The sequence below is a fragment of the Streptomyces ureilyticus genome, assembly GCF_011045025.1.
GTDB lineage: Bacteria > Actinomycetota > Actinomycetes > Streptomycetales > Streptomycetaceae > Streptomyces > Streptomyces ureilyticus.
Window position 1 is genome coordinate 17347 of the sequence record NZ_JAAKZX010000088.1, and the last position, 21168, is coordinate 38514.

23 protein-coding genes and 2 pseudogenes are annotated in these 21168 nt (G+C 68.2%); 16 read left to right on the forward strand and 9 right to left on the reverse strand.

Annotated elements, in window-relative coordinates:
* Positions 1–22: 22 nt before the first annotated feature.
* The 4 genes from G6048_RS25450 to miaA form a co-directional block, all read right to left on the reverse strand.
* A complete protein-coding gene (locus tag G6048_RS25450) occupies positions 23–2179 on the reverse strand; it encodes a RelA/SpoT family protein (protein WP_165341912.1) in 2157 nt (718 codons plus the stop codon).
* A gap of 171 nt (positions 2180–2350) precedes the next feature.
* On the reverse strand, positions 2351–3220 hold the full coding sequence (gene dapF, locus G6048_RS25455; RefSeq protein ID WP_165341913.1) for a diaminopimelate epimerase: 870 nt from the start codon (positions 3218–3220) through the stop codon (positions 2351–2353).
* A gap of 52 nt (positions 3221–3272) precedes the next feature.
* The gene (locus G6048_RS25460) at positions 3273–3770 is read right to left on the reverse strand and encodes a DUF1129 domain-containing protein (RefSeq protein ID WP_165341930.1); all 498 of its coding nucleotides are present in this window, start codon (positions 3768–3770) and stop codon (positions 3273–3275) included.
* Between the two features lie 108 nt (positions 3771–3878).
* The gene (miaA, locus tag G6048_RS25465) at positions 3879–4817 is read right to left on the reverse strand and encodes a tRNA (adenosine(37)-N6)-dimethylallyltransferase MiaA (RefSeq protein WP_165341914.1); all 939 of its coding nucleotides are present in this window, start codon (positions 4815–4817) and stop codon (positions 3879–3881) included.
* A gap of 182 nt (positions 4818–4999) precedes the next feature.
* Between miaA and G6048_RS25470 the strand changes: the two genes are divergently transcribed.
* Both G6048_RS25470 and G6048_RS25475 read left to right on the forward strand, forming a co-directional pair.
* Positions 5000–5290 carry a hypothetical protein gene (locus G6048_RS25470; protein WP_165341915.1) on the forward strand — a complete coding sequence of 97 codons (291 nt, stop codon included), beginning with the start codon at positions 5000–5002 and terminating at the stop codon, positions 5288–5290.
* Positions 5291–5314: 24 nt separating this feature from the next.
* Positions 5315–5596, forward strand: a complete 282-nt coding sequence (locus G6048_RS25475) for an antitoxin (RefSeq protein WP_165341916.1) — start codon at positions 5315–5317, stop codon at positions 5594–5596.
* A gap of 75 nt (positions 5597–5671) precedes the next feature.
* On the opposite strand, the gene G6048_RS25480 is transcribed toward G6048_RS25475, so the two are convergent.
* A complete protein-coding gene (locus G6048_RS25480; RefSeq protein WP_165341917.1) occupies positions 5672–6415 on the reverse strand; it encodes a class III extradiol dioxygenase subunit B-like domain-containing protein in 744 nt (247 codons plus the stop codon).
* Between the two features lie 82 nt (positions 6416–6497).
* Positions 6498–7985: a tRNA (N6-isopentenyl adenosine(37)-C2)-methylthiotransferase MiaB gene (gene miaB / locus G6048_RS25485; protein ID WP_206342114.1), complete on the reverse strand. Its 1488-nt coding sequence runs from the start codon at positions 7983–7985 to the stop codon at positions 6498–6500.
* A gap of 138 nt (positions 7986–8123) precedes the next feature.
* On the opposite strand from miaB, the gene G6048_RS25490 reads away from it, so the two are divergent.
* Positions 8124–9119 (forward strand): TAXI family TRAP transporter solute-binding subunit, encoded by a 996-nt coding sequence (locus G6048_RS25490; protein WP_165341919.1) that lies wholly within the window; start codon positions 8124–8126, stop codon positions 9117–9119.
* A gap of 100 nt (positions 9120–9219) precedes the next feature.
* Here the strand turns inward: G6048_RS25490 and G6048_RS25495 are convergent, their stop codons facing one another.
* On the reverse strand, positions 9220–10653 hold the full coding sequence (locus G6048_RS25495; RefSeq protein WP_165341920.1) for a sensor histidine kinase: 1434 nt from the start codon (positions 10651–10653) through the stop codon (positions 9220–9222).
* Between the two features lie 9 nt (positions 10654–10662).
* The gene (locus G6048_RS25500; protein WP_165341921.1) at positions 10663–11349 is read right to left on the reverse strand and encodes a response regulator transcription factor; all 687 of its coding nucleotides are present in this window, start codon (positions 11347–11349) and stop codon (positions 10663–10665) included.
* Between the two features lie 282 nt (positions 11350–11631).
* Here G6048_RS25500 and G6048_RS25505 point away from each other — a divergent pair, with 282 nt between their 5' ends.
* The 12 genes from G6048_RS25505 (at position 11632) to G6048_RS51940 (ending at position 19362) form a co-directional block, all read left to right on the forward strand.
* A complete protein-coding gene (locus G6048_RS25505) occupies positions 11632–12408 on the forward strand; it encodes an amino acid ABC transporter ATP-binding protein (RefSeq protein ID WP_165341922.1) in 777 nt (258 codons plus the stop codon).
* A 56-nt stretch (positions 12409–12464) separates the two neighbouring features.
* Positions 12465–13316: a glutamate ABC transporter substrate-binding protein gene (locus tag G6048_RS25510; protein ID WP_165341923.1), complete on the forward strand. Its 852-nt coding sequence runs from the start codon at positions 12465–12467 to the stop codon at positions 13314–13316.
* Positions 13317–13412: 96 nt separating this feature from the next.
* A complete protein-coding gene (locus G6048_RS25515) occupies positions 13413–14078 on the forward strand; it encodes an amino acid ABC transporter permease (RefSeq protein WP_165341924.1) in 666 nt (221 codons plus the stop codon).
* Entirely contained in the window at positions 14075–14986 is a 912-nt protein-coding gene (locus tag G6048_RS25520) for an amino acid ABC transporter permease (RefSeq protein WP_165341925.1), read from the forward strand. Before G6048_RS25515 ends, G6048_RS25520 begins: the two co-directional genes overlap by 4 nt.
* Positions 14987–15161: 175 nt before the next feature.
* Positions 15162–16760, forward strand: coding sequence for an FAD-dependent monooxygenase (locus tag G6048_RS25525; RefSeq protein ID WP_165341926.1), 1599 nt, complete (start codon positions 15162–15164; stop codon positions 16758–16760).
* A 106-nt stretch (positions 16761–16866) separates the two neighbouring features.
* Positions 16867–16938 (forward strand): putative leader peptide, encoded by a 72-nt coding sequence (locus G6048_RS51480; RefSeq protein WP_328774051.1) that lies wholly within the window; start codon positions 16867–16869, stop codon positions 16936–16938.
* Between the two features lie 77 nt (positions 16939–17015).
* Entirely contained in the window at positions 17016–17561 is a 546-nt protein-coding gene (locus tag G6048_RS25530; protein ID WP_165341927.1) for a cupin domain-containing protein, read from the forward strand.
* Positions 17552–17953 (forward strand): rhodanese-like domain-containing protein, encoded by a 402-nt coding sequence (locus tag G6048_RS25535; protein ID WP_165341931.1) that lies wholly within the window; start codon positions 17552–17554, stop codon positions 17951–17953. The genes G6048_RS25530 and G6048_RS25535 overlap by 10 nt, the downstream gene beginning before the upstream one ends.
* 122 nt (positions 17954–18075) lie before the next feature.
* Positions 18076–18480, forward strand: a complete 405-nt coding sequence (locus G6048_RS51925) for a transposase (RefSeq protein ID WP_408056169.1) — start codon at positions 18076–18078, stop codon at positions 18478–18480.
* 2 nt (positions 18481–18482) lie between these two features.
* Positions 18483–18818 carry a transposase gene (locus G6048_RS51930; protein ID WP_408056172.1) on the forward strand — a complete coding sequence of 112 codons (336 nt, stop codon included), beginning with the start codon at positions 18483–18485 and terminating at the stop codon, positions 18816–18818.
* On the forward strand, positions 18815–18970 hold the full coding sequence (locus G6048_RS51935; protein ID WP_408056170.1) for a hypothetical protein: 156 nt from the start codon (positions 18815–18817) through the stop codon (positions 18968–18970). Before G6048_RS51930 ends, G6048_RS51935 begins: the two co-directional genes overlap by 4 nt.
* Positions 18970–19362 carry a transposase gene (locus G6048_RS51940; protein WP_456243423.1) on the forward strand — a complete coding sequence of 131 codons (393 nt, stop codon included), beginning with the start codon at positions 18970–18972 and terminating at the stop codon, positions 19360–19362. Before G6048_RS51935 ends, G6048_RS51940 begins: the two co-directional genes overlap by 1 nt.
* A gap of 1108 nt (positions 19363–20470) precedes the next feature.
* Here the strand turns inward: G6048_RS51940 and G6048_RS25545 are convergent.
* Positions 20471–20704, reverse strand: a pseudogene (locus G6048_RS25545) (transposase family protein); the annotation flags it as partial.
* 4 nt (positions 20705–20708) lie between these two features.
* On the opposite strand from G6048_RS25545, the pseudogene G6048_RS25550 reads away from it, so the two are divergent.
* Positions 20709–20905, forward strand: a pseudogene (locus tag G6048_RS25550) (transposase); the annotation flags it as partial.
* Positions 20906–21168 lie beyond the last annotated feature (263 nt).

Here is a 21168-nt window from a genome sequence, read left to right on the forward strand (position 1 = left end):
CCGATGGCCTGCTGATGGCCTGCTACGGAGTCGTCGCCTGACGCTGGGCCCGGCCCACGTCGTACACACCCGGCACGTTGCGCATCGCCCGCATCAGCGCGGGCAGGTGTGCGGCGTCCGGCAGTTGGAGCGTGTAGGTGTGGCGTACGCGCTGCTGGCTCGGCGGTTCGACGGTCGCCGAGACGATGGCGACGCCCTCCAGGGCGATGGCTTCGGTCAGGTCGGCGAGCAAATGCGGCCGTCCGAAGGATTCGGCGACCAGCGTGACACGGCACTCCGTGGTGTCACCCCAGCGCACATCGACCTCCTTGCGCCCCGCGTCCTTCATGCGCGCCACCGCGGCGCACTCGACGCGATGCACCGTCACCACTCCCCCGCGTACGGCGAAGCCGGTGACCTCGTCGGGCGGTACGGGCGTACAGCAGCCCGCGAGGCGTACGGTCGCACCGGGCTCGTCGACGACGGCGTTCGCGCCGGAGAGCGGCACGGCAGACCCGTCGACGGTCGGTCTGAGAGGCGCGGCGGAGATCTCCGCCTCGGGGGTGTCGCCGGGCGAGGGGTGCGTGGCGAGCCAGCGCTGGATGGCGATGCGCGCGGCGGGCGTCCGCGCATGCTCCAGCCACTCCCTGGAGGGCTCCGAGGACGCGTCCTGCCCCATGAGCAGCTGCACGGTGTCGCCGTCCCGCAGGACGGTACTCAGCGTCGCCAGGCGGCCGTTGACGCGCGCGCCCATGCAGGCGTGTGCGTCCTCGCCGTACTGCGCGTACGCGGCGTCCACGCAGCTCGCGCCCGCGGGCAGCCCGATCGTGCCGCCGTCGGGGCGTAAAACGGTGATCTCCCGGTCCTGGGCGAGGTCTTCGCGCAGGGTGGACCAGAACGTGTCGGGATCCGGCGCGGCCTCCTGCCAGTCGAGAAGGCGGGAGAGCCAGCCCGGGCGGGTGGGGTCGACGCGCTCGCCGTCACTGTCGCCCTGCTCCTCCGAAGGAGGAGCAAGTGGATTGCCGAGGGCGATGACGCCGGCCTCGGCGACCTTGTGCATCTGATGCGTACGGATGAGGACTTCGGCGACCTGGCCGGACGTGGGGGTGCCCTCGGGCGAATCTGTTCGAGACGAGGGGAGGGCGACGGCCGTGTGCAGCGACTGGTACAGGTTGAACTTGGGGACGGCGATGAAGTCCTTGAACTCCGACACCACCGGCGTGAGGCAGGTGTGCAGTTCGCCGAGGACTCCGTAGCAGTCGGCGTCCTCGTTCACGAGCACCAGGAGGCGTCCGAAGTCGACGCCACGCAGTTTGCCGCGCTTGCGGGAGGTGCGGTGCAGGGAGACCAAGTGCCGTGGCCGGATCAGCACTTCGGCCTGCAGTCCGGCCTCGCGCAGGATCCGGCGCACCTCTTCCGCGATCTCCGTGAGGGTGTCGTCGGCGCGCGCCGCGTTCTCGACGATGAGGCCCCTCGTGTACTCGTACTCCTCGGGGTGCAAGATCGCGAAGACGAGGTCCTCGAGCTCGGTCTTGAGCGCCTGGACGCCGAGCCGTTCGGCGAGCGGGATCAGCACGTCCCTGGTCACCTTGGCGATGCGCGCCTGTTTCTCGGGGCGCATGACGCCCAGGGTGCGCATGTTGTGCAGCCGGTCGGCGAGTTTGATCGACATCACACGTACGTCGTTGCCGGTGGCGACGAGCATCTTGCGGAACGTCTCCGGTTCGGCGGCCGCTCCGTAGTCGACCTTCTCCAACTTCGTGACGCCGTCGACGAGATAGCGGACCTCCTCGCCGAACTCCTCCCGCACCTGATCGAGGGTCACCTCCGTGTCCTCGACGGTGTCGTGGAGCAGAGAGGCCGTCAATGTCGTCGTTTCCGCGCCGAGTTCGGCGAGGATCAGGGTCACGGCAAGCGGATGTGTGATGTAGGGCTCGCCGCTCTTGCGCATCTGGCCGCGGTGCGAGGACTCGGCGAGGACGTATGCCCGGCGCAGTGGCTCCAGGTCGGCGTCGGGGTGGTGGGCGCGATGCGCCTCGACCACATGGCTGATCGCGTCGGGCAGCCGGCCGCGGCCCGTGGATCCCAGGAGCGCGGCCCGGCCGAGGCGGCGCAGATCGATGCGCGGGCGGCTCCTCCTGCGATGCGCTTCGGGCACGATCGGGCCGGGCGTCGCGGGGTTCGTGGCCTCCGCACTCATGGGCACCTCCGGCTGCGTTTGACCGGCGGACGGGGCGCCCCATGGCGTACACGGCTCTGGGGATTGGTGTCGTTCCCCCGTCCGGGCCGGTGCTTGATGCTATCGAGCGCAACACGCTCGGCTGACCGCCTCACGCCGAGCGTGAAACGGATCACCCATTCGAGCGACGCTTCAAGGGTTTACGGTTTCGAGCCACTGGGCGTCGATCTCTCCTTCGGCGACGATCATCGCGGGTCCGGTCATCTCGATCTCGCCGTCGATCTGCTCGGTGATCACCAGGCGTCCGCCGGGCACATCGACTGTGTACGTGGCCGGGGTGCCGGTGACGGCGGGATCGGCGCCGTCCCGTCTCGCCGTGGCCACCGCGACGGCACACGCGCCCGTGCCGCACGAGCGGGTCTCGCCGGCACCGCGCTCGTGCACGCGCAGGGCGACGTGCTGGGGGCCGCGGTCGACGACGAACTCGACGTTCACCCCGTCCGGGTACGCGGACGCCGGGCCGACGGGCGGGGGTGCGAGCAGGTCTCCGGCGTGGCCGAGGTCGTCCACGAAGGCGACCGCGTGCGGGTTGCCCATGTTCACGTTGCGCGCGGGCCAGCTGCGCTCACCCACGCTCACGGTGACGTCCCCTTCGGGGAGGAGCGCCTTGCCCATGCCGACCGTGACGTCGCCCTCCTTGGCGATGTGGGCCCTCTTCACGCCCCCGCGCGTGGCGACCGCGATGTCCCCTTCGGTCACATGTCCGGCGCGCTGGAGATAGCGCGCGAACACCCGCACTCCATTGCCGCACATCTCCGCGATCGAGCCGTCGCCGTTGCGGTAGTCCATGAACCATTCCGCCTCGGCGGCCATCTCCTTGGCCTCGGGGTGCGCGGCGGACCGTACGACATGCAGCAGACCGTCGCCTCCGATGCCCGCGCGGCGGTCGCAGAAGGCGGCGACGGCGGCCGGGGGCAGGTCGATGGCGTTCTCGGGGTCGGGGACGATCACGAAGTCGTTCTCGGTCCCGTGTCCCTTGAGGAAGGCGATCCGCGTGCTCATTCCTCGATCGTACGGGGTGGGTAGGACACCGCGGCCCGGGCGGGGCGGGGCCTCAGCGCAGGCGGGCCACCCGCCATACGGCGAGGATGACGACGAGGGCGACGATCACGGCGTACGCGATCACGACTCGCCAGTCCGGGCGGCGGCCGGAGCCGCGCTGAGGCAGGCCGGGCCAGGTGTAGCCGACGCGGCGGGCGGCCATCATGCCCCAGCCCGCGGCGCAGGAGGAGATCAGCAGGCCCAGCATGGCGATCATGGCCCCGCTGTCGCCGAAGTCGAACGCCAGCGGGAAGGCGAACATCAGGGAGCCGAGCGCGGCCAGGCCCACGATGGGCGCGAGCTGCCAGATCCGCAGTCGGCGCTGCGGGCGCAGCTCTACTTCGACCTCGGGCTCCGCGAACATCTCGTCGGGCCCGGGGCCGTCGGCGGTCACGCCGCCCGAGGTTTCGTCGGGTCCGTCGGGGCTCAGTCGGTCCCCGTCCGGATCCTGCTGATCCCTTACGGTGTCGTGCTCCGTGCCTTGTGCGGTGTCGCGAGGGCCGGCCTCCATCGCCACGCGCCCTCCCAACTCGGACTCCACTTGGTCGATCGAAGCTCGATGATGGCACGGTGTCAGAGGCCGGGATGACGGGCGGAGCGTCCCGATGCCATGACGTGATCAGGCTGTAACCGGTCGTTCGACCAATGTCAGGGCGTGCCGCGGAAGTTCGGTGAGATCCGCCGCGGCCCCACTGAGCCAATGCACCCGTGGGTCGCGCCTGAACCAGGAATCCTGACGGCGCGCGAAGCGCTTGGTGGCGCGTACGGTCTCGGCCCGGGCTTCGTCGTCGGTGCACTCCCCGGCGAGCGACGCCAGAACCTGCTGGTAGCCGAGCGCCCGAGATGCCGTACGCCCCTCGCGCAACCCTCGCGCCTCCAGCGCGCGCACTTCGTCGACGAGTCCTTCGTCCCACATCCGGTCCACCCGGCGGGTGATGCGCTCGTCGAGTTCGGGACGCGCCACATCGACGCCGATCTGCACGGTGTCGTAGATGGAGTCATGGCCGGGCAGGTTGGCGGTGAAGGGCTTGCCGGTGATCTCGATGACTTCGAGAGCGCGGACGATCCGGCGTCCGTTGCTGGGCAGAATCGCGTGGGCCGCCTCGGGATCCGCTACCGCCAGCCGGGCATGCAGGGCACCCGAGCCACGCAGAGTGAGCTCCTCCTCCAGGCGGGCCCGCACTTCGGGGTCGGTACCGGGAAACTCCAGGTTGTCGACGGCCCCCCGGACATACAGGCCGGAGCCACCCACGAGGATCGGCCAGCGCCCCTCGGCGAGCAGGGCGTCGATACGGGCACGCGCCAGCCGCTGGTACTCGGCCACGCTCGCGGTCACCGTCACGTCCCAGATGTCCAGGAGATGGTGCGGGATGCTTCGACGCTCCTCGGGCGTCAACTTGGCGGTGCCGATGTCCATCCCTCGGTAGAGCTGCATGGAATCGGCGTTGACGATCTCGCCGCCGAGGTGCTGGGCGAGTTGGACTCCCAGATCGGACTTTCCCGCCGCGGTGGGACCGACGACGGCGATGACCCGCGGTGCGGGGGCTGCACTACTCACCGCAACAGTCTCGCAAACCTCTGGGCCGCTCCTCGAACGAGTTACGTGACGCCACGGGTCCGGGGTCGTTGCCTGTTGCGAGGTTCCAGCCGCCGGTTTTGAGGACCGACGGCCCGGGCGACGCAATGGGACGCACCGGGCGGCACGGAATTTCGCCCACACGAGTAGGGTATGGAGTTGATATGGGCGTTTTTGCACGACTTCTTCGGAAAGATAAGCCTAAGTCCAAGGAGTCGGAGGAGGCGTCAACCACTGAGCCGCAGGCCGACACCCCGACGGCCCAACCCGAGGCGAAGGCTGACGCGGCGGAAGCGGCTGAGGAAGCCAATGAGGCGGCCGAGACCGAGGACGGGCCCGCGGAGCAGTCGGCGGAGTCCCCCGAGTCCGAGTCATCGGACGGCGTCGAGATCCCCAAGCAGCAGTCCACCGAGGAGGCGGCCGACAACGAGGCCGACGAGGGCGCCCGCCAGTAACTGTCCCGCGAGGGAAGGTGCACCATGGGTCTCCTGGAGAGTCTGAAGACCAAGCTCACGCCCGCCAAGGGGAAGGTCTCGCACCTCGCGCAGCAGCACGGGGGCAAGATCGAGCACGGTCTCGACAAGGCCGCGAAGCTGGCCGACAAGAAGACCAAGGGCAAGTACAGCGACAAGATCCAGACGGGCACGGGCACGGGCACGGCCAAGGGTGCCCTGGACCGGCTCGCGCACAGGGAGAGTCACGGGACGGACGGCGGCGCGACGCCTCCTCCGACCGCACCGCCACCGCCCTCGGCATCCTGAGAGACGGCACATCGACGGGCGGCCAGGGAGCCTTTGGGGGTTCCGGGCCGTCCGTCGTGTTGTCGGCTCGCTGGCCTACGACCAGGCCGCCACCAAGTACCCCACGCCATAAGGCCCGTCCTCGTAAAGCAGCGCGCCGCTCAGTCCCATGCCCTCGGCGGCGCCCGCGAGCACCTGCCAGGGCGCCCGGCCGGAGGCCATCAACTCCCGCGCCAGCGCGGTGTCCAGCCCCTCGAGCGCCGTCACGTCCGCCGCCGCCAGCGCACGCGCGACCTCCGCGTCGAACCCCGCCGCCCGCTCGTCCAGATACCCCGGCGCCTTGAGTGACCGGCACGCGCTGGCGTCGCCCATCACCAGCAGTGCCACCCTCTCGGCCCGCGCGACGACTTCCTTCCCGATCTGAATACACCGCTCGGCCGCGAAAGGTTCCCCCACACCGAGACCTTCAACGGGAGCGTGGGACCAGTCTGTTCGCCGCAGCAGCCAGGCGGCGACGGCGAGCGAGACCGGAAGCTCACGTTCCGGCGCGGCCGAATCCGGCCTGTCTCCGTCGGGACCAGCGCCCGGGCCGACGCCGAGGCGCACCTCGAGGTCCACGCCGAACCCGCGGAACGAGCCCCTCGCGCCCTCCTGATACGGCCCTTGCCCGCTCTGCTCGGCGGGGCCGACGACCACGAGCCGGTCGGGGCGGGCGGCGGCCAGTACCCCAAGGGCGTCCTCGCATGCCGCGCGCGCGGAGTCCAGCTCGTGCGCCGCGCCCGCGGCGACCTCGGGCACAAGCAGCGGAGGACAGGGGCAGACAGCGGCGGCGACCAGCATGATCGCCAGCCTACTGCCGTGGTTCCCAGCGGGAGTCCCAGGCCGACTCGGCGGCCCGGAACAGCAAGCCCGCCTGGGCCGATCAGTGTGCGGAGCAGCCCCCAGTCGGTGCCGGCAGCGGCGCCGGGACGCCCACGGCCGGCAGCCCGAGCATCACGCCCGCCGGCTTCGCGGTCTCGGTCGCGTTGCGCTTCTCCCAGGCGTCCCCCGCGCGCGTGCGGCGCACGTCGAGGACGGCGCCCTCGGCGAGCAGGTGGTGCGGGGCGGCGTAGGTGATCTCCACGGTGACCACGTCGCCGGGCCGGACCTCGTCGTCGGGCTTGGTGAAGTGCACCAGGCGGTTGTCAGGGGCGCGGCCAGAGAGGCGGTGCGTGGCGCCGTCCTTGCGGCCCTCGCCCTCGGCGATCATCAGCTCCAGGGTGCGGCCGACCTGCTTCTTGTTCTCCTCCCAGGAGATCTCCTCCTGGAGGGCGACAAGACGCTCGTAACGTGCCTGCACAACCTTCTTGGGGATCTGGTTCTCCATGGTGGCCGCCGGGGTTCCGGGGCGCTTGGAGTACTGGAACGTAAACGCTTGCGCGAAGCGGGCCTCACGGACCACGTGCAGAGTCTGCTCGAAGTCCTCCTCGGTCTCTCCGGGGAAGCCCACGATGATGTCGGTGGTGATCGCGGCGTGCGGGATCGCGGCCCGGACCTTCTCGATGATCCCGAGGTACCGCTCCTGCCGGTACGAGCGGCGCATCGCCTTCAGGACGGGGTCGGAACCAGACTGCAGCGGCATGTGGAGCTGCGGCATCACGTTCGGCGTCTCGGCCATCGCGGCGATCACGTCGTCGGTGAAGTCGCGCGGATGCGGCGAGGTGAAGCGGACGCGCTCCAGGCCTTCGATCTTCCCGCAGGCCCGCAGCAGCTTGCTGAAGGCCTCACGGTCGCCGATGTCGGAGCCGTAAGCGTTGACGTTCTGACCGAGCAGCGTGATCTCACTGACGCCCTCGCCGACCAGTGCCTCGATCTCGGCAAGGATGTCGCCGGTCCTGCGGTCCTTCTCCTTGCCGCGCAGCGCGGGGACGATGCAGAACGTGCAGGTGTTGTTGCAGCCGACGGAGATGGAGACCCACGCGGCGTACGCGCTCTCGCGGCGGGTCGGCAGCGTCGACGGGAACGCTTCGAGCGACTCGGCGATCTCGACCTGCGCCTCTTCCTGTACGCGGGCGCGCTCCAGGAGGACGGGCAGCTTGCCGATGTTGTGCGTACCGAAGACGACGTCCACCCAGGGCGCCTTCTTCACGATGGTGTCGCGGTCCTTCTGCGCGAGACAGCCGCCGACGGCGATCTGCATCCCGGGCCGTTTCGACTTCATCGGCGCGAGGCGGCCTAGATTGCCGTACAGGCGATTGTCGGCGTTCTCCCGCACGGCGCACGTGTTGAAGACGACGACATCCGCGTCACCGTCCGCCCCCTCGGGCGCACGTACGTAGCCGGCGTCCTCCAGCAGCCCGGAGAGCCGCTCGGAGTCGTGGACGTTCATCTGGCACCCGTAGGTGCGCACCTCGTAAGTCTTCGCGCTCATCTCGTACACCAGAGTACGGGGTCCCCACGCGCGCGTTGCCGGGTATTTCCCGGCCGTACGGCCCCCACGCGCGCGTAGCGGGTGCTCTGGACGTCCGGCCCTGGTCATCCCCGTCGGTGAGCTGGCAGGATCGCGCGCATGTTCCAGGAACTCTCCCGTATCGGCAGACGTCGGGCCCTGCAGGGCTCGGCCGCCGCCTTCGTGGCCTTCGGGCTGCTGTTGTGGTGGCTGCTGCCCCTGGGCGAAAGCTCGCCGGGCGGCACGATGGTCTTCAGCACGGGGACGCGTACCGGGGTCTACGAGCTGTACGGGAAGCTGCTGCGAAAAGAGCTCGCGAAGGACATGCCGGGTCTGGACGTGCAGCTGCGGAACAGCGAGGGGTCGAAGGAGAACCTGGAGTGGGTGGCCACCGGGAAGGTCGACTACACGATCGCGCAGGCCGACGCGGTGGAACAGTACAAGCTTGACGGCGAGCCGGGCGCAGACCTACTGCGTGGCTGCGCGCGGCTGTACGACGACTACGTGCACGTCGTCGTCCCGCGCGCCTCCTCCGTGGACTCCATCGCGGAGCTGCGAGGCAAGAAAGTGGCCGTCGGACCGGCAGGTTCCGGGGTGCGGCAGACCGCGGAGCATGTGCTCAAGGCGGCCGGTCTCGACCCGAAGAAGGACATCGAGCCACTGCCCGACGGCATACGAACGATGCCGGAGCTGCTCCGGGAGGGCAAGATCGATGCCTTCTTCTGGTCCGGGGGGCTCCCGACGTCTGCCGTGGCCGACCTCTCGACCAGCCTCGACATCAGGCTGGTCGAGATTGGTGAAGAACTCGTCGAGGAGCTGCACCAGCAGCGTGGGGCGTCCGGCTACTACCGGGCCGCCGTCATGCCCGCAGACGCCTATCCCAAGGCCCAGGACTCCCCGGTGCAGACGATTGCGGTGACCAACCTGCTCGTGACGCGCGTCGGCACCGATGCCGAGCTGACAGAGCGGCTGACCCAGACCGTGATCGACAGCCGCGACCGCATCGGTGGCAAGGTGCACGCGGCACAGCGGGTGGACCTCCGCACGGCGATCTACACCGACCCGCTGGATCTGCACGAGGGCGCGCGGCGCTACTACCGCTCGGTCAAGCCGTAGCAGACACCAAGCAGGCGCTGAAGGGGCCCGTACAAACGGCAGTGGTGAGCGGCAGCCCGGAAGGGACTGACGAAGCTCTCCGCAAGCCGTGGCGGCCCGCTCAAGCCGCAGGCCCCGAGCGCGGCACGGTCACCGTCACCCTCAGACCGTGCGGCTCGTGGCGGTCGTACGCGATCGAGCCGCCACCCGCCGCGAGCAACGTCCGGGAGATGGACAGCCCGAGACCCGACCCCTTGATGTTCTGGTGGCCGGCGCTGCGCCAGAAACGGTCGCCGATGCGGGCGAGTTCCTCGTCGCTGAGGCCCGGTCCGCGGTCGGTGACGACGATGGTCGAGACCTTGCCGTCGGAGGCTACCTCGACCTCGACGCACTCACCCTCGGGCGTGAACTTCAACGCGTTGTCGATCACCGCGTCCAGGGCGCTGGAGAGGGCGATCGGGTCGGCCCAGGCGGTCGTGGCGGGGCAGGCCCCGACGAGTCGTACGCCCTTGTCGTCGGCCACCGGAGACCAGGACGCCACGCGCTCGGCGGTCAGCTCGCCGATGTCGGTGAGCCGCAGGTCCGCCTCGGTGTGCTCAGCGAGGGCGAGGTCGAGGAGATCGTCCAGGACCTGGGCGAGGCGCTTGCCCTCGGTGCGGACAGAGGCGATCTCCTCGTTGCCCTCGGGGAGTTCCAGGGCGAGCAGTTCGATACGCAGCAGCAGAGCGGACAGGGGGTTGCGCAGCTGGTGCGAGGCGTCGGCGACGAAGGCGCGCTGCTGTTCCAGTACGTCCTCGACGTTGTCGGCCATCTCGTTGAACGACCGGGCCAGGCGCCTGAGTTCCGGCGGACCTCCGGCGGCCGCGACCCGGGACTTCAGGCGCCCGGTCGCGATGTCATGGGTGGTGGCGTCGAGGACGCGTACGGGCCTCAGCACCCAGCCGGTCAGGCGCAGCGCCGCGCCGAGCGCGAGGAGCATCGCGGCGGCCTCGCCCGCACCGATGATCAGCCAGCCGTACAGGATTCTTGAGCGCATCTGCCCGGTGGGCGAGTCGGTGACCACGACCGCCACGACGTCGCCGTCCCGGATGACAGGAGACGCGACGACGAGACGGTTGCGTTGCCACGGCCAGACCTGCGCGGGCTCGTGGCTGCGGCGGCTCGCGAGCGCCTCGTTGAACGAGTCGAGGACCTCATCTTCCTCCGGGTCGAGGACCTCACCCTCCTCCGGGAGGTTCCAGTTCGTGGGTGCGTGGGCCATCGGTCCTCGGCCGCGATAGAAGACGCCGGCCTTGATGCCGTACACCTTGTGGTACTTGACGAGTTCCTTCTGCAGGGTCTTACCGCGCTCGCCCGGAGGGGCGAGCGGTGAGCCGTTCGGGCTGTCGATGTCGACGAACTGCGCGAGCGACGCGAAGTGTGCCGTGTCGTCGATCCTGTCGACGACCACCTTCTGCTGCTGGGCCGCCGCCAGGCTGACGGCAAGCGGGATGCCGAGGGCGAGCAGCACGGCCGCCATCAGGATGATGAGCAGCGGAAGGAGACGTGAGCGCACCTGAACCCGCTACGCCGCGGGCGCGACGAGCCGATAGCCGACGCCGCGCACGGTCTCGATCAGGGCGGGCATACGCAGCTTGGAGCGCAGGGAGGCGACATGCACCTCCAGGGTGCGGCCGGTCCCTTCCCAGCTGGTGCGCCACACCTCGCTGATGATCTGCTCCCGCCGGAACACGACTCCGGGACGCTGGGCGAGAAGAGCCAGAAGGTCGAACTCCTTGCGGGTCAGTTGGACAATCGAACCGTCCACGCTGACCTGGCGAGTGGGCAGTTCGATACGCACGGGACCCAGGTGCAGGGAGGTCTCTATAGGGACGGTCGTTTCATCGGGAACGGTGCGCCGACTGACGGCGTGGATACGAGCCAGCAGTTCACCGGTGTCATAGGGCTTCACTACGTAGTCGTCGGCGCCTAGGTTGAGTCCGTGGATCCGAGAACGTACGTCGGAGCGCGCGGTCACCATGATGACCGGAATACTGGTGCGCTTACGGATCTTGCCGCACACCTCGTAGCCGTCCTGGTCGGGCAACCCCAGGTCGAGCAGGACCACTCCAAAACCCGCACCCTCAGGCACGAGCGCCTGGAGCGCCTCCTCCCCACTGCGGGCGTGCGTGACGTCGAAGCCATGGCGCGCGAGTACCGCGGACAGAGCGGCGGCGACATGGTTGTCGTCCTCGACGAGGAGCAGTCGCATTCCGGCCCCCTTCGGTTCATCGGCCATACAGTCTCGGCGCGTAGAGATGGGCACGCACGCGTGCACCATGGAAGTCACGCCGATGCACAAGTACGGCGTCAAGAGGGTTCGAGTCGCGGCGGGTTTCCGTTACCCAGCCGGTACGGACCGGAGGCGACCCTTCACGAAGAGTGTCCGGTTGCTACCAGATCGTTATGCTCAATTTCCCCTCAGATGTAATGACGCTGGTCGTGCGGGGTTACTACTGTCCTCCCCACCCGAGGAGGACGGAGCAAGAGGCCGATGACCGAAGTATCGGTGACCAAGGACGCCGTACCCGCGGCCGATGATCTGGTCGTGCTGAAGAACGTCAACAAGCACTTCGGTGCGTTGCACGTGCTCCAGGACATCGACCTGACCATCGCCCGTGGTGAAGTCGTCGTGGTCATCGGGCCCTCCGGGTCCGGAAAGTCCACCCTGTGTCGCGCCATCAACCGTCTGGAGACCATCGAGTCGGGAACCATCTCGATCGACGGAAAGCCGCTGCCCGCGGAGGGCAAGGAGCTTGCGCGACTGCGCGCCGACGTCGGCATGGTCTTCCAGTCGTTCAACCTGTTCGCGCACAAGACAGTGCTCGAGAACGTAACGCTGGGCCAGCTCAAGGTCCGCAAGGCGGACAAGAAAGCCGCCGAGGAGAAGGCGCGGGCACTGCTCGACCGGGTGGGCGTCACCGCCCAGGCGGACAAGTACCCCGCACAGCTCTCGGGCGGTCAGCAGCAGCGTGTAGCGATCGCGCGAGCGCTGGCGATGGACCCCAAGGTCATGCTCTTCGACGAGCCGACCTCGGCCCTCGACCCGGAGATGATCAACGAGGTCCTGGAGGTCATGCAGCAGCTCGCCCGCGACGGTATGACCATGATCGTCGTCACGCACGAGATGGGCTTCGCTCGTTCGGCTGCCAACCGTGTCGTTTTCATGGCGGACGGCAAGATCGTCGAAGAGGCTGTGCCGGACCAGTTCTTCAGCAACCCGCGCAGTGACCGTGCCAAGGACTTCCTGTCGAAGATCCTGCACCACTGACGACCTGCGCCACCCGCAACGACGGCATTCTCCTCACCACTCAAAGGATGTTCACCATGAAGCTTCGCAAGGTCACCGCCGCGGCGGCCACTGCGCTCGTCCTCTCCCTCACCGCGACGGCCTGTGGTGGAGACGGCAAGAGTGACAGCGCCGACACCGGGTCGGGCTCCGGGGGCGGCGACAAGATCAAGATCGGCATCAAGTACGACCAGCCCGGTCTGGGCCTGAAGGAGCCGGACGGTTCCTTCTCCGGCTTCGACGTGGACGTGGCGACGTACGTGGCCAAGGAACTCGGCTACAACGAGGACCAGATCGAGTTCGTCGAGACCAAGAGTGCCGACCGTGAGAACGCGCTCGCCCGTGGCGACGTCAAGTTCATCGCGGCCACGTACTCCATCACGCCGGAGCGTCAGGAGAAGGTCGACTTCGCCGGCCCGTACCTGCTGGCCCACCAGGACCTGCTGGTCAAGGCGGACTCCGACATCACCGAGGCCACGGACCTCAACGGCAAGAACCTGTGTTCCGTGACCGGGTCGACCTCGGCACAGAACGTCAAGAACGACTTCGCTCCGCAGGCCAACCTGGAGGAGAGGAGCGGCTACTCGGAGTGCATCGCCGCTCTGCAGAGCGGCCGCGTGGACGCCCTGACCACGGATGACTCGATCCTCGCAGGCTTCGCCGCGCAGGAGCAGTACAAGGGTCAGTTCAAGCTTGCCGGCCTCAAGCTGAGCAACGAGAACTACGGGATCGGCGTGAAGAAGGGCGACACCGAAACCGCGAACAAGATCAACACTGCCCTGGAGAAGATGGTCAGCGACAAGTCCTGGAACAAGGCGGTCACGGACAACTTCGGTCCGGCCAAGTACAAGAACGAGCCCGCGCCGAAGATCGGCAACATCGTCAAGTAGCGCGAGTGTCCACTGGCGTGCCGTCGCCGACTGCGATCAAGGCGGCGGCACGCCGCGCTGTCCACGTACGCCACCCACCCGGAAGCGCGGGAGATCGTGTTCGACTTTCTTGAAGGTTATGACGTCCTAGGGGCGTTCTGGACGACGGTGCAGCTCACCATCCTCTCCGCGGTCGGCTCCCTGATCTGGGGCACCCTGCTGGCCGCGATGCGCGTCAGCCCAGTCCCGCTCATGCGTGGGTTCGGCACGGCCTACGTCCACATCGTCCGTAACATCCCCCTGACCGTCATCATCGTCTTCACCTCGCTCGGACTCGCCGACATCTTCGGCGTCACGATGGGCTCCAGGGACTTCGACGTCCAGGGGTTCCGGCTGGCGGTGCTCGGCTTCGTTGCCTACACCGCCGCCTTCGTCTGCGAGGCGATTCGTTCCGGCATCAACACGGTGCCACTCGGACAGGCCGAGGCAGCCCGTGCCATCGGGCTGAACTTCAGTCAGACCCTCCGGCTCGTCGTCCTGCCGCAGGCCTTCCGTTCGGTGATTGGCCCACTGGCCAACGTACTGATCGCCCTGACCAAGAACACGACCGTGGCGGCAGCGATCGGCGTGGCCGAGGCCGCCCTCGTGATGAAGGAAATGATCGAGAACGAGGCTCAGGTGCTACTCATCGCCGCCGTCTTCGCATTCGGGTTCGTGGTACTGACCCTCCCGACCGGCCTCATCTTCGGCTGGCTGAGCAAGCGACTGGCGGTAAAGCGATGAGCTCCGTTCTCTACGACACTCCGGGGCCCCGCGCCAAGCAGCGCAACGTGCTCCTCTCGGTGGTCTTCTTCGTCCTGCTCGCCCTGCTCCTGTGGTGGGTCTGGCAGACCATGGACGACAAGGGCCAGCTGAGGTGGGCCCTGTGGAAGCCCTTTACCGAGTCCCAGGCCTGGACGACGTATCTGCTGCCGGGCCTCAGCAACACGCTGAAGGCCGCGGCACTGGCCATGGTGATCGCCCTTCCGCTGGGCGCGGTCTTCGGCATCGCGCGCCTGTCCGACCACCAGTGGGTGCGGATTCCGGCCGGCGCGGTGGTCGAGTTCTTCCGGGCGATCCCGGTCCTGCTGCTGATGCTGTTCGCCAACGCGTTCTACGACCTCTACACCGGCGTCAGCAGCGAACAGCGGCCGCTCTACGCAGTCGTCACCGGCTTGGTGCTGTACAACGCGTCTGTCCTCGCCGAGATCGTACGGGCCGGCATCCTCTCCCTGCCCAGGGGCCAGTCAGAGGCTGCGATGGCGATCGGCCTGCGCAAGGGCCAGACGATGACCAACATCCTGCTACCGCAGGCCGTCACGGCCATGCTGCCGGCCATCGTCAGCCAGCTCGTGGTCATCGTGAAGGACACCGCGCTGGGCGGCGTGATGATCGGGTTCACCGAGTTGCTCAACACGCGCGGCACACTCGCTGCCAACTACGGCAACGTCATTCAAAGCTTCGTCGTGGTGGCGGTCATCTACATCGTCCTCAACTTCATCCTCACCAGCTTCGCGAGCTGGCTGGAGAAGAGGCTGCGCCGCAGCAAGAAGAGCACGGGTGCGGTTCTCGGTGCCGACGACGTGGAAGACATCAACGCCGGCGAGGTGGGGGGCACGCCAGCGACCGGTGCTGGCGGCGGCACCATCTGATGGACAGTCAAACAGCGTGACCCGCACGGAGGCAGTGGCGTGATCGCCACTGCCTCCGTCACTTGACGCAAACACCGCCAATAGGTTGCATACGTTCTGTGATCGCGCACCCCGCTCCACCTGCAAGTCCCGGTAAGACACTCAGGACACCGCTCCGGGCAGGGGGAGCCGCGCCGTGGATCCGGTGATCATCGTGGGAGCGGGGCCTGTCGGACTCACCCTCGCCCTGGCGCTGGCGCGTCAAGAAGTCCCGTCCGTCGTCCTCGACGAGAGCCCCGGCAAAGACGAACAGCGGCCCGCACGAACCGTCGTACTGCGCGAAGACACCGCCGCGCTGATGGAGCGGCTCGCTGGATTCCCGGTCGCCGAGGCCGGTTTCCGCTGGGCCGGATGGCGGTCGATCCGGCGCAAGCAGGTGACGCAGCAGATCACGTTCGGCCAAGACGAGCCCGCGCCGCTGCACATCGCCCAGCACGAGCTGACGTCCGCCCTGCGGGACGCGATCGCGGGCGAGCGCCTCATCAAGGTCGCCGTGGAGAACCGCCTCGACTCGATCGAGCAGGAGAAGGCGGGGGTGACGGCACACACGCGCGGTCCCAAGGGCACGTGGTGGCGCGGCAGTTACCTGGTCGGCTGCGACGGTCCGCGCTCGACCGTGCGCAAGCTCCAGGACGTCCGCTTCGCGGGACGTACAGCCGTGGAGCGGCACGCCGTCGCGGCGCTGCGTACGGAACTTCCGTGGCCGGGTGAGGCGTTGTTGCATCGGATGCCGCCATGGCGGATGTCCGGGCCTTCGGCCGGGGAGGTCACCGGGCGTCCTCTCGCCGACGGCGTGTGGCGGCTGGACTGGCTGCTGCCGCCAGGGAAGGACCTGGTCACCCCCGACCTGCTGGTGGCACACGTCCGCGAGACCCTCGCAGGCTGGAGCGGGGGCTCCACACCTCCGTACGAACTGCTCGACACCGGAGTCCACACCGTCCACCACCGCCTGGCCCGCCGGTGGCGCGTCGGCCGTGTCTTTCTCGCCGGGGACGCCGCGCATCTGCTGGGCGCACTCGGCGCCCAGGGGCTCGACGAGGGCCTGCGGGACGCCGACAACCTCGCATGGAAGCTGGCCCTCGCCTGGCACCACGGTCCGCACGAGGCGCTGCTCGACAGCTACCAGGTGGAACGGCGCGCAAACGTCGCCGCCCGGCTGCGCGCGGCCGACCAGTCGCTGCCGCTGCTGCGCGCCGGCGGAGGCCTGCGCTCCGTCGTGCCCGGCTCGGCGCGCGGCCACGATGCACTGCTCACAGACGGTCATCTTGGGCGCGGCCCGCTGGGCGCGCCGGGGGCGTACGCCGATTCGCCGCTCACGCCTCCACGCGCCGAGTCGGCGGCCGATGTCGCCACGGAAGTGGGTGCTCCGGTCGACGATGTGCGGGTGACGGCGGAGGACGGTTCGTTCGTACAACTGCGAGATCGGCTGGGCCGTGGCGCGCTCCTCGTGCTGCTGATCGCGCCGGGTACGGGTGTCTGGGAGCGCAAGCACTGGATGACAGCCGGGATCATGCCTCGGCTCGCGGCCGCAGTGACCGCGCTGCCGCACCGCGCCGAACTACTCGTCGCCGAGGCCTATCCGGGAGCCGCCGCGCACACGGTGCTGCTGATCCGCCCCGACGGACACCTGGTCACGGCGCTGAGCGGAGTGCGCCCGGCAGATCTGTACGCGGCCGCCGAGGCGACGCTGGGCAGACCACGGGCCACGGCCGAGGCCACGACGGCAACGAGCTGAGCCACCCCTGTCCACACGGTGCCACCGTGCGGCTTGTCCATACGGCGACCCCAAGTTGACCGACCCCCACCGCCATGGTGTACTCCGGATCGTGACCGACACCTGTGTGCACCTGTGGCGGAGGGTCCATATGGACCTCGTCCGCTATGCGGGCTGCGTGTGTCACTCGTCCTGCTGAATTCGCATCCCTTTTACCCGCGCGCGCCACCCACTGCTCGGCCGCGCCCCGCGCGAACACTCACCAGGACGGTACCCGTGTCTGTGTCCCCCTCTGTCTCCGCTCCCACTGACACCACGCCCACTCGCACCACCCCCACCCAGGCCGACCTGCTCGACTTCGTCCGGCGAACGGCCGCCGACACCGAGCTGATCGCCTCACTCCCGCTCGACCCCGAGGGCCGTACCTGGGTGCGCCTCGAAGGCCCCGGCGGCAGCGAGGCCTGGCTCATCGGCTGGCCACCCGGCACCGGAACCGGCTGGCACGACCACGCCGAGTCGGTCGGAGCCTTCCTCACAGCATCGGGCGAACTCAAGGAGAACTCGCTCACAGCCCGACTGCCCACCGACGGCTGGAAGACCCTGGAACTCACCGAGAACATCGACCAGGAACGACGGCTGCCGGCCGGCAAGGGACGCGCCTTCGGCCGCAACCATGTGCACGAGGTACTCAACGAGTCCACCGAGGAGCACGCAATCTCCGTCCACGCGTACTACCCGCCGCTGCCCCGGATCCGCCGCTACAGCCGTACCGGCCAAGTCATGCGCCTCGAGCAGGTCGAACGCCCAGAGGACTGGCAGTGAGCGCCGAACGACCCGTGGGAATCGACGAGCTGCTCGAGCGCGTCCGCTCAGGCCTCGACCGCGTCGAGGCTGAGGAAGCCTACGATGCCGCGCGGGCCGGCGAGGCTCTACTGGTCGACATCCGTTACGCCGCTCTGCGCGACCGCGACGGGCTGATCCCCGGCGCCCTCGTCGTCGAGCGCAACGAACTGGAGTGGCGGCTCGATCCCCAGGGCAGCCATCGCGCCCCCGAGGCTATAGGTCACGATCTACGGGTCGTGGTCATCTGCAACGAGGGCTACGCGTCGAGCCTGGCTGCCGCGTCACTGCGGCAGTTGGGGCTGCGTCGGGCTACGGATCTGGTGGGGGGCTTCCAGGCGTGGCGGGCGGCTGGGCTTCCGGTGACGCCCTAGCCTCGCGCTTTCGCGAGTGTGAGTGTCCGAGGCTTGATCAAATAAGCGAAGAGTGCTGCTGACCTGGGACGATTGGACTTGTCTAGGGTCCTGTTCATCGCAGAGAAAGCTGCGATCCTCAGGTGAAGAAGCGTATCGGGTCGTACCCGCGTGTCCGCGTCGAGGGCGGCGGTCGCGGGGTGGTCTCTCAGGCCACAGCCGTGCTGTTGGTCGAGACGGCCCGCAAGTCCGGTCTGGATCAGGCGATATCGGAGGCGCTGGTCCCGTGGCGCAAGCCGCGGGCCGTGCACGAGCCGGGCAAGGTCCTGCTGGATGTGGCGCTCGCGGTCGCGCTCGGCGGGGACTGCCTGGCCGATGTGGGCATGCTGCGGGCGGAACCCGAAGTGTTCGGGCCGGTTGCCTCCGATCCGACCGTCTCCCGTCTCATCGGCACACTCGCCGCGGGCAGCACGCGTGCTCTGGCCGCGATCCGTGCCGCCCGCGCTGAAGTACGTGAGCATGTCTGCAGTTGGCCGACGGGCAGGTGACCGTGGACCTCGACGGGGTACTCGTCATCGCGCACTCGGACAAGCAAGACGCCGTCGCGACATGGAAGAAGACCTTCGGCCACCATCCGCTGATGGGGTTCGTCGATCACGGTCGAGGCGGGGCCGGAGAACCTGTGGCGGGACTGCTGCGGCCGGGGAACGCCGGCTCCAACACCGCGAGTGATCACATCGAGGCTGCCCGGCGCGCTCGCTCAGCTGCCCCAACGCTACCGGCGCGGGCGGCAGACACTCATCCGAGCGATTCCGGCGGCGGCACCCACACGTTCGTAGCCTGGCTCGCCAGCGCGGAAGGTGGCTGTCGTACTCCGTCGGGATGACCACCACCGACGCCATCCACGCCGCCGCCCTCAAGGCCCCGCCGACCGCCTGGACGCCGGCCGTCGAACCGGACGGCGAGATCCGCGACGGCGCCTGGGTTGCCGAACTCGACGGCGGCTCTCTCACGGGCTGGCCCGCGGCATGTGACTGATCGTCCGCAAGGAACGCCCGCATCCCGGTGCCCAGTTGCGTTTCACCGACGCCGACGGCATGCGCCTGACCTGCTTCGCCACGAACACCAAGAACACTCCGATCACGGCGCTGGAGCTGCGGCACCGCCAGCGGGCCCGCGCTGAGGACCGCATCCGCGCCGCCCGGGCCACCGGACTGCGCAACCTGCCCCTGCACGACGCCGCACATAACCAGATCTGGCTGGAGATCGTCCAGATCGCTCTCGACCTGCTGGCCTGGATGTTGATGCTGGCGCTGACCGGCGCCGCCCGCCGGCGGGAACACCGCCGCCTGCGCCTGCGGCTGTTCTCCGCTGCTGCCCAGCTCGTCACCACCGGCCGCCGCCGCATCCTCCGTCTGGCAAAGCGCTGACCCTGGACCGACGTGCCCACCGACGCCCTGCAACAGCTCGATGCCCTCCCGAACCCCGGCTGACCAGCAGCGTCCCGTCCCTACGAGCAGCACCACCCGGAGCCGTGGAAACCGGCGCCCACCCGACGCGACAGCCGGGCCATCAGCCTGCCCACAAAGCAGAAATCTTCGCTCGGAACGAGCAGAAAGGCCCGTCAGCAAGCTGACGGACCCTCATGCAAGATCGAGGCTACTACAGGGAATTTCAGCAGGCATCGTGAGTCGCGAGAGCTGAAAAATATCCCGCGAAGAATCCCGAGAGGGAGTCGAAGCTCCGTTGTTCGCGGATGGGCTCACCGCCCTATCGCTTCAACGGAGCTTCGACCTATCCCACCCTGCAACCTGCGAGTATATTCCTTCTTTAGCCGGCCAGGCTCTTCCATCGTGAGCACTTAACAGGTGTCGGGTCGCTCGCTCCGTCGACTGTGCACACCCGCATGCGGAATGCGGACCCGAGGGGTACGCCGCCCGGGATTTTGAACTGGGTGGAGACGCCGTCTCCGGCTACGTAATGGGTTCCGGGTCTCATGGTGACCCAGGAGCCATCGATTATGTTGGCTCCTTGGATCTGGGACCGGACGCCGTGCCCGTCAGCGCACGAGTCCCAGAGGCGGAAAGTGTCGCTGCTGTCAACGAAGTAGAGCTTCGCTACTTCGTGAGGTCCACCGATAGATCCACGGCAGTTGACACTCGAATTATTCAGCGATACAGAGTGGTCGGAAGCCGAGGCTGCGCCGCTGAAGCTAATCGCGACAACGGGGGCAGCTAGAGCAGCTGCGATTCGAAGTGTCCATTTGCTTGCCATGATTTTCCCCTTTTGTTTTCGGTCATCCCAGAGTCGACTACATCGGCTCAAGTCGCAAGGAATTTTTATCAGTGCAGCAGTGACCCCTGTCAAGGGTTTACTGTGAGGAAGATCGAAATCCGCAGGAATCTGAGGTTAATTTGAGGTTCCGGAAGGCAGATCACCCGCACTTCTAAAAGGCAGATCACCCGCACTTCTAAAGCGGTGTGTTATGCTCCAACGAACCTTTCTCGGTAACGTCTCGTGACGGTTTGTGATCTCCGCTCAGGTGGTGCGGTCGTGTTCGAGCAGGACGAGGGCGGCGCGGGCGATCCGGGTGATGGCTGCGGGGTCGATGCTGACCCGTCGCAGGGCCTTGAAGGTGGCCTTGAGCAGGGCGTTGGCGTGCTCGGCAACAGCCAGGACACCTCGGATCACGGCATTGAACGCCTTGTCGGGCTCGGTGAGTTCTCTGCCCTTGGGTTTCTTGACCGGGTGGCGGAAGCCGGGACCGGCGTTTCTCTGGATGCCCCTACTCGCCTGACCGGCCAAGCCCGGCTCTGGGAGTCCCGCCGCCTGCGGCTTCGGCTGTTCTCCACAGCCGCCCAGCTCATCACCACCGGCCGCCGCCGCATCCTCCGCCTCGCCAGGCACTGGCCCTGGACCGACGTGATCACCGATGCCCTGGACCGGCTCCACGCCCTCCCGAACCCCGGCTGACCAGCAGCGTTCCATCCCTGCGTTTCCGCGCCGAGCGGACCTCACGTTCCGGGAAGAAGACGTACATCCAGCTGTCGCACGTGGCGGACTGGGCGATCGTCGACCGCTTGAAGCAGCGCCCCTAGGCCTTCCTAGTACTGCAGCAGGGTTTTGCTGTCCAACCTGGGATGATGTCGGGCGGCTGGAGAGTATCGGGCTGATGGCTGGTCAGGGGCGGTCTCGTGGAGGCCGCCCCTCGGGCCCCGCATTCAGAACCCCTCGTC

Bases quoted from the DNA above. Each gene is read 5' to 3' on its own strand.
- G6048_RS25510 (WP_165341923.1), top strand. From the start codon at position 12,465: ATGAAGCTTCGCAAGGTCACCGCCGCGGCGGCCACTGCGCTCGTCCTC.
- G6048_RS25490 (WP_165341919.1), top strand. From the start codon at position 8,124: ATGTTCCAGGAACTCTCCCGTATCGGCAGACGTCGGGCCCTGCAGGGC.
- G6048_RS25500 (WP_165341921.1), bottom strand. From the start codon at position 11,349: ATGCGACTGCTCCTCGTCGAGGACGACAACCATGTCGCCGCCGCTCTG.
- G6048_RS25520 (WP_165341925.1), top strand. From the start codon at position 14,075: ATGAGCTCCGTTCTCTACGACACTCCGGGGCCCCGCGCCAAGCAGCGC.
- G6048_RS25480 (WP_165341917.1), bottom strand. From the start codon at position 6,415: ATGCTGGTCGCCGCCGCTGTCTGCCCCTGTCCTCCGCTGCTTGTGCCC.
- G6048_RS25460 (WP_165341930.1), bottom strand. From the start codon at position 3,770: ATGGAGGCCGGCCCTCGCGACACCGCACAAGGCACGGAGCACGACACC.
- dapF (WP_165341913.1), bottom strand. From the start codon at position 3,220: ATGAGCACGCGGATCGCCTTCCTCAAGGGACACGGGACCGAGAACGAC.
- G6048_RS25470 (WP_165341915.1), top strand. From the start codon at position 5,000: ATGGGCGTTTTTGCACGACTTCTTCGGAAAGATAAGCCTAAGTCCAAG.
- miaB (WP_206342114.1), bottom strand. From the start codon at position 7,985: ATGAGCGCGAAGACTTACGAGGTGCGCACCTACGGGTGCCAGATGAAC.
- G6048_RS51935 (WP_408056170.1), top strand. From the start codon at position 18,815: ATGACCACCACCGACGCCATCCACGCCGCCGCCCTCAAGGCCCCGCCG.
- G6048_RS25505 (WP_165341922.1), top strand. From the start codon at position 11,632: ATGACCGAAGTATCGGTGACCAAGGACGCCGTACCCGCGGCCGATGAT.
- G6048_RS25450 (WP_165341912.1), bottom strand. From the start codon at position 2,179: ATGAGTGCGGAGGCCACGAACCCCGCGACGCCCGGCCCGATCGTGCCC.
- G6048_RS25475 (WP_165341916.1), top strand. From the start codon at position 5,315: ATGGGTCTCCTGGAGAGTCTGAAGACCAAGCTCACGCCCGCCAAGGGG.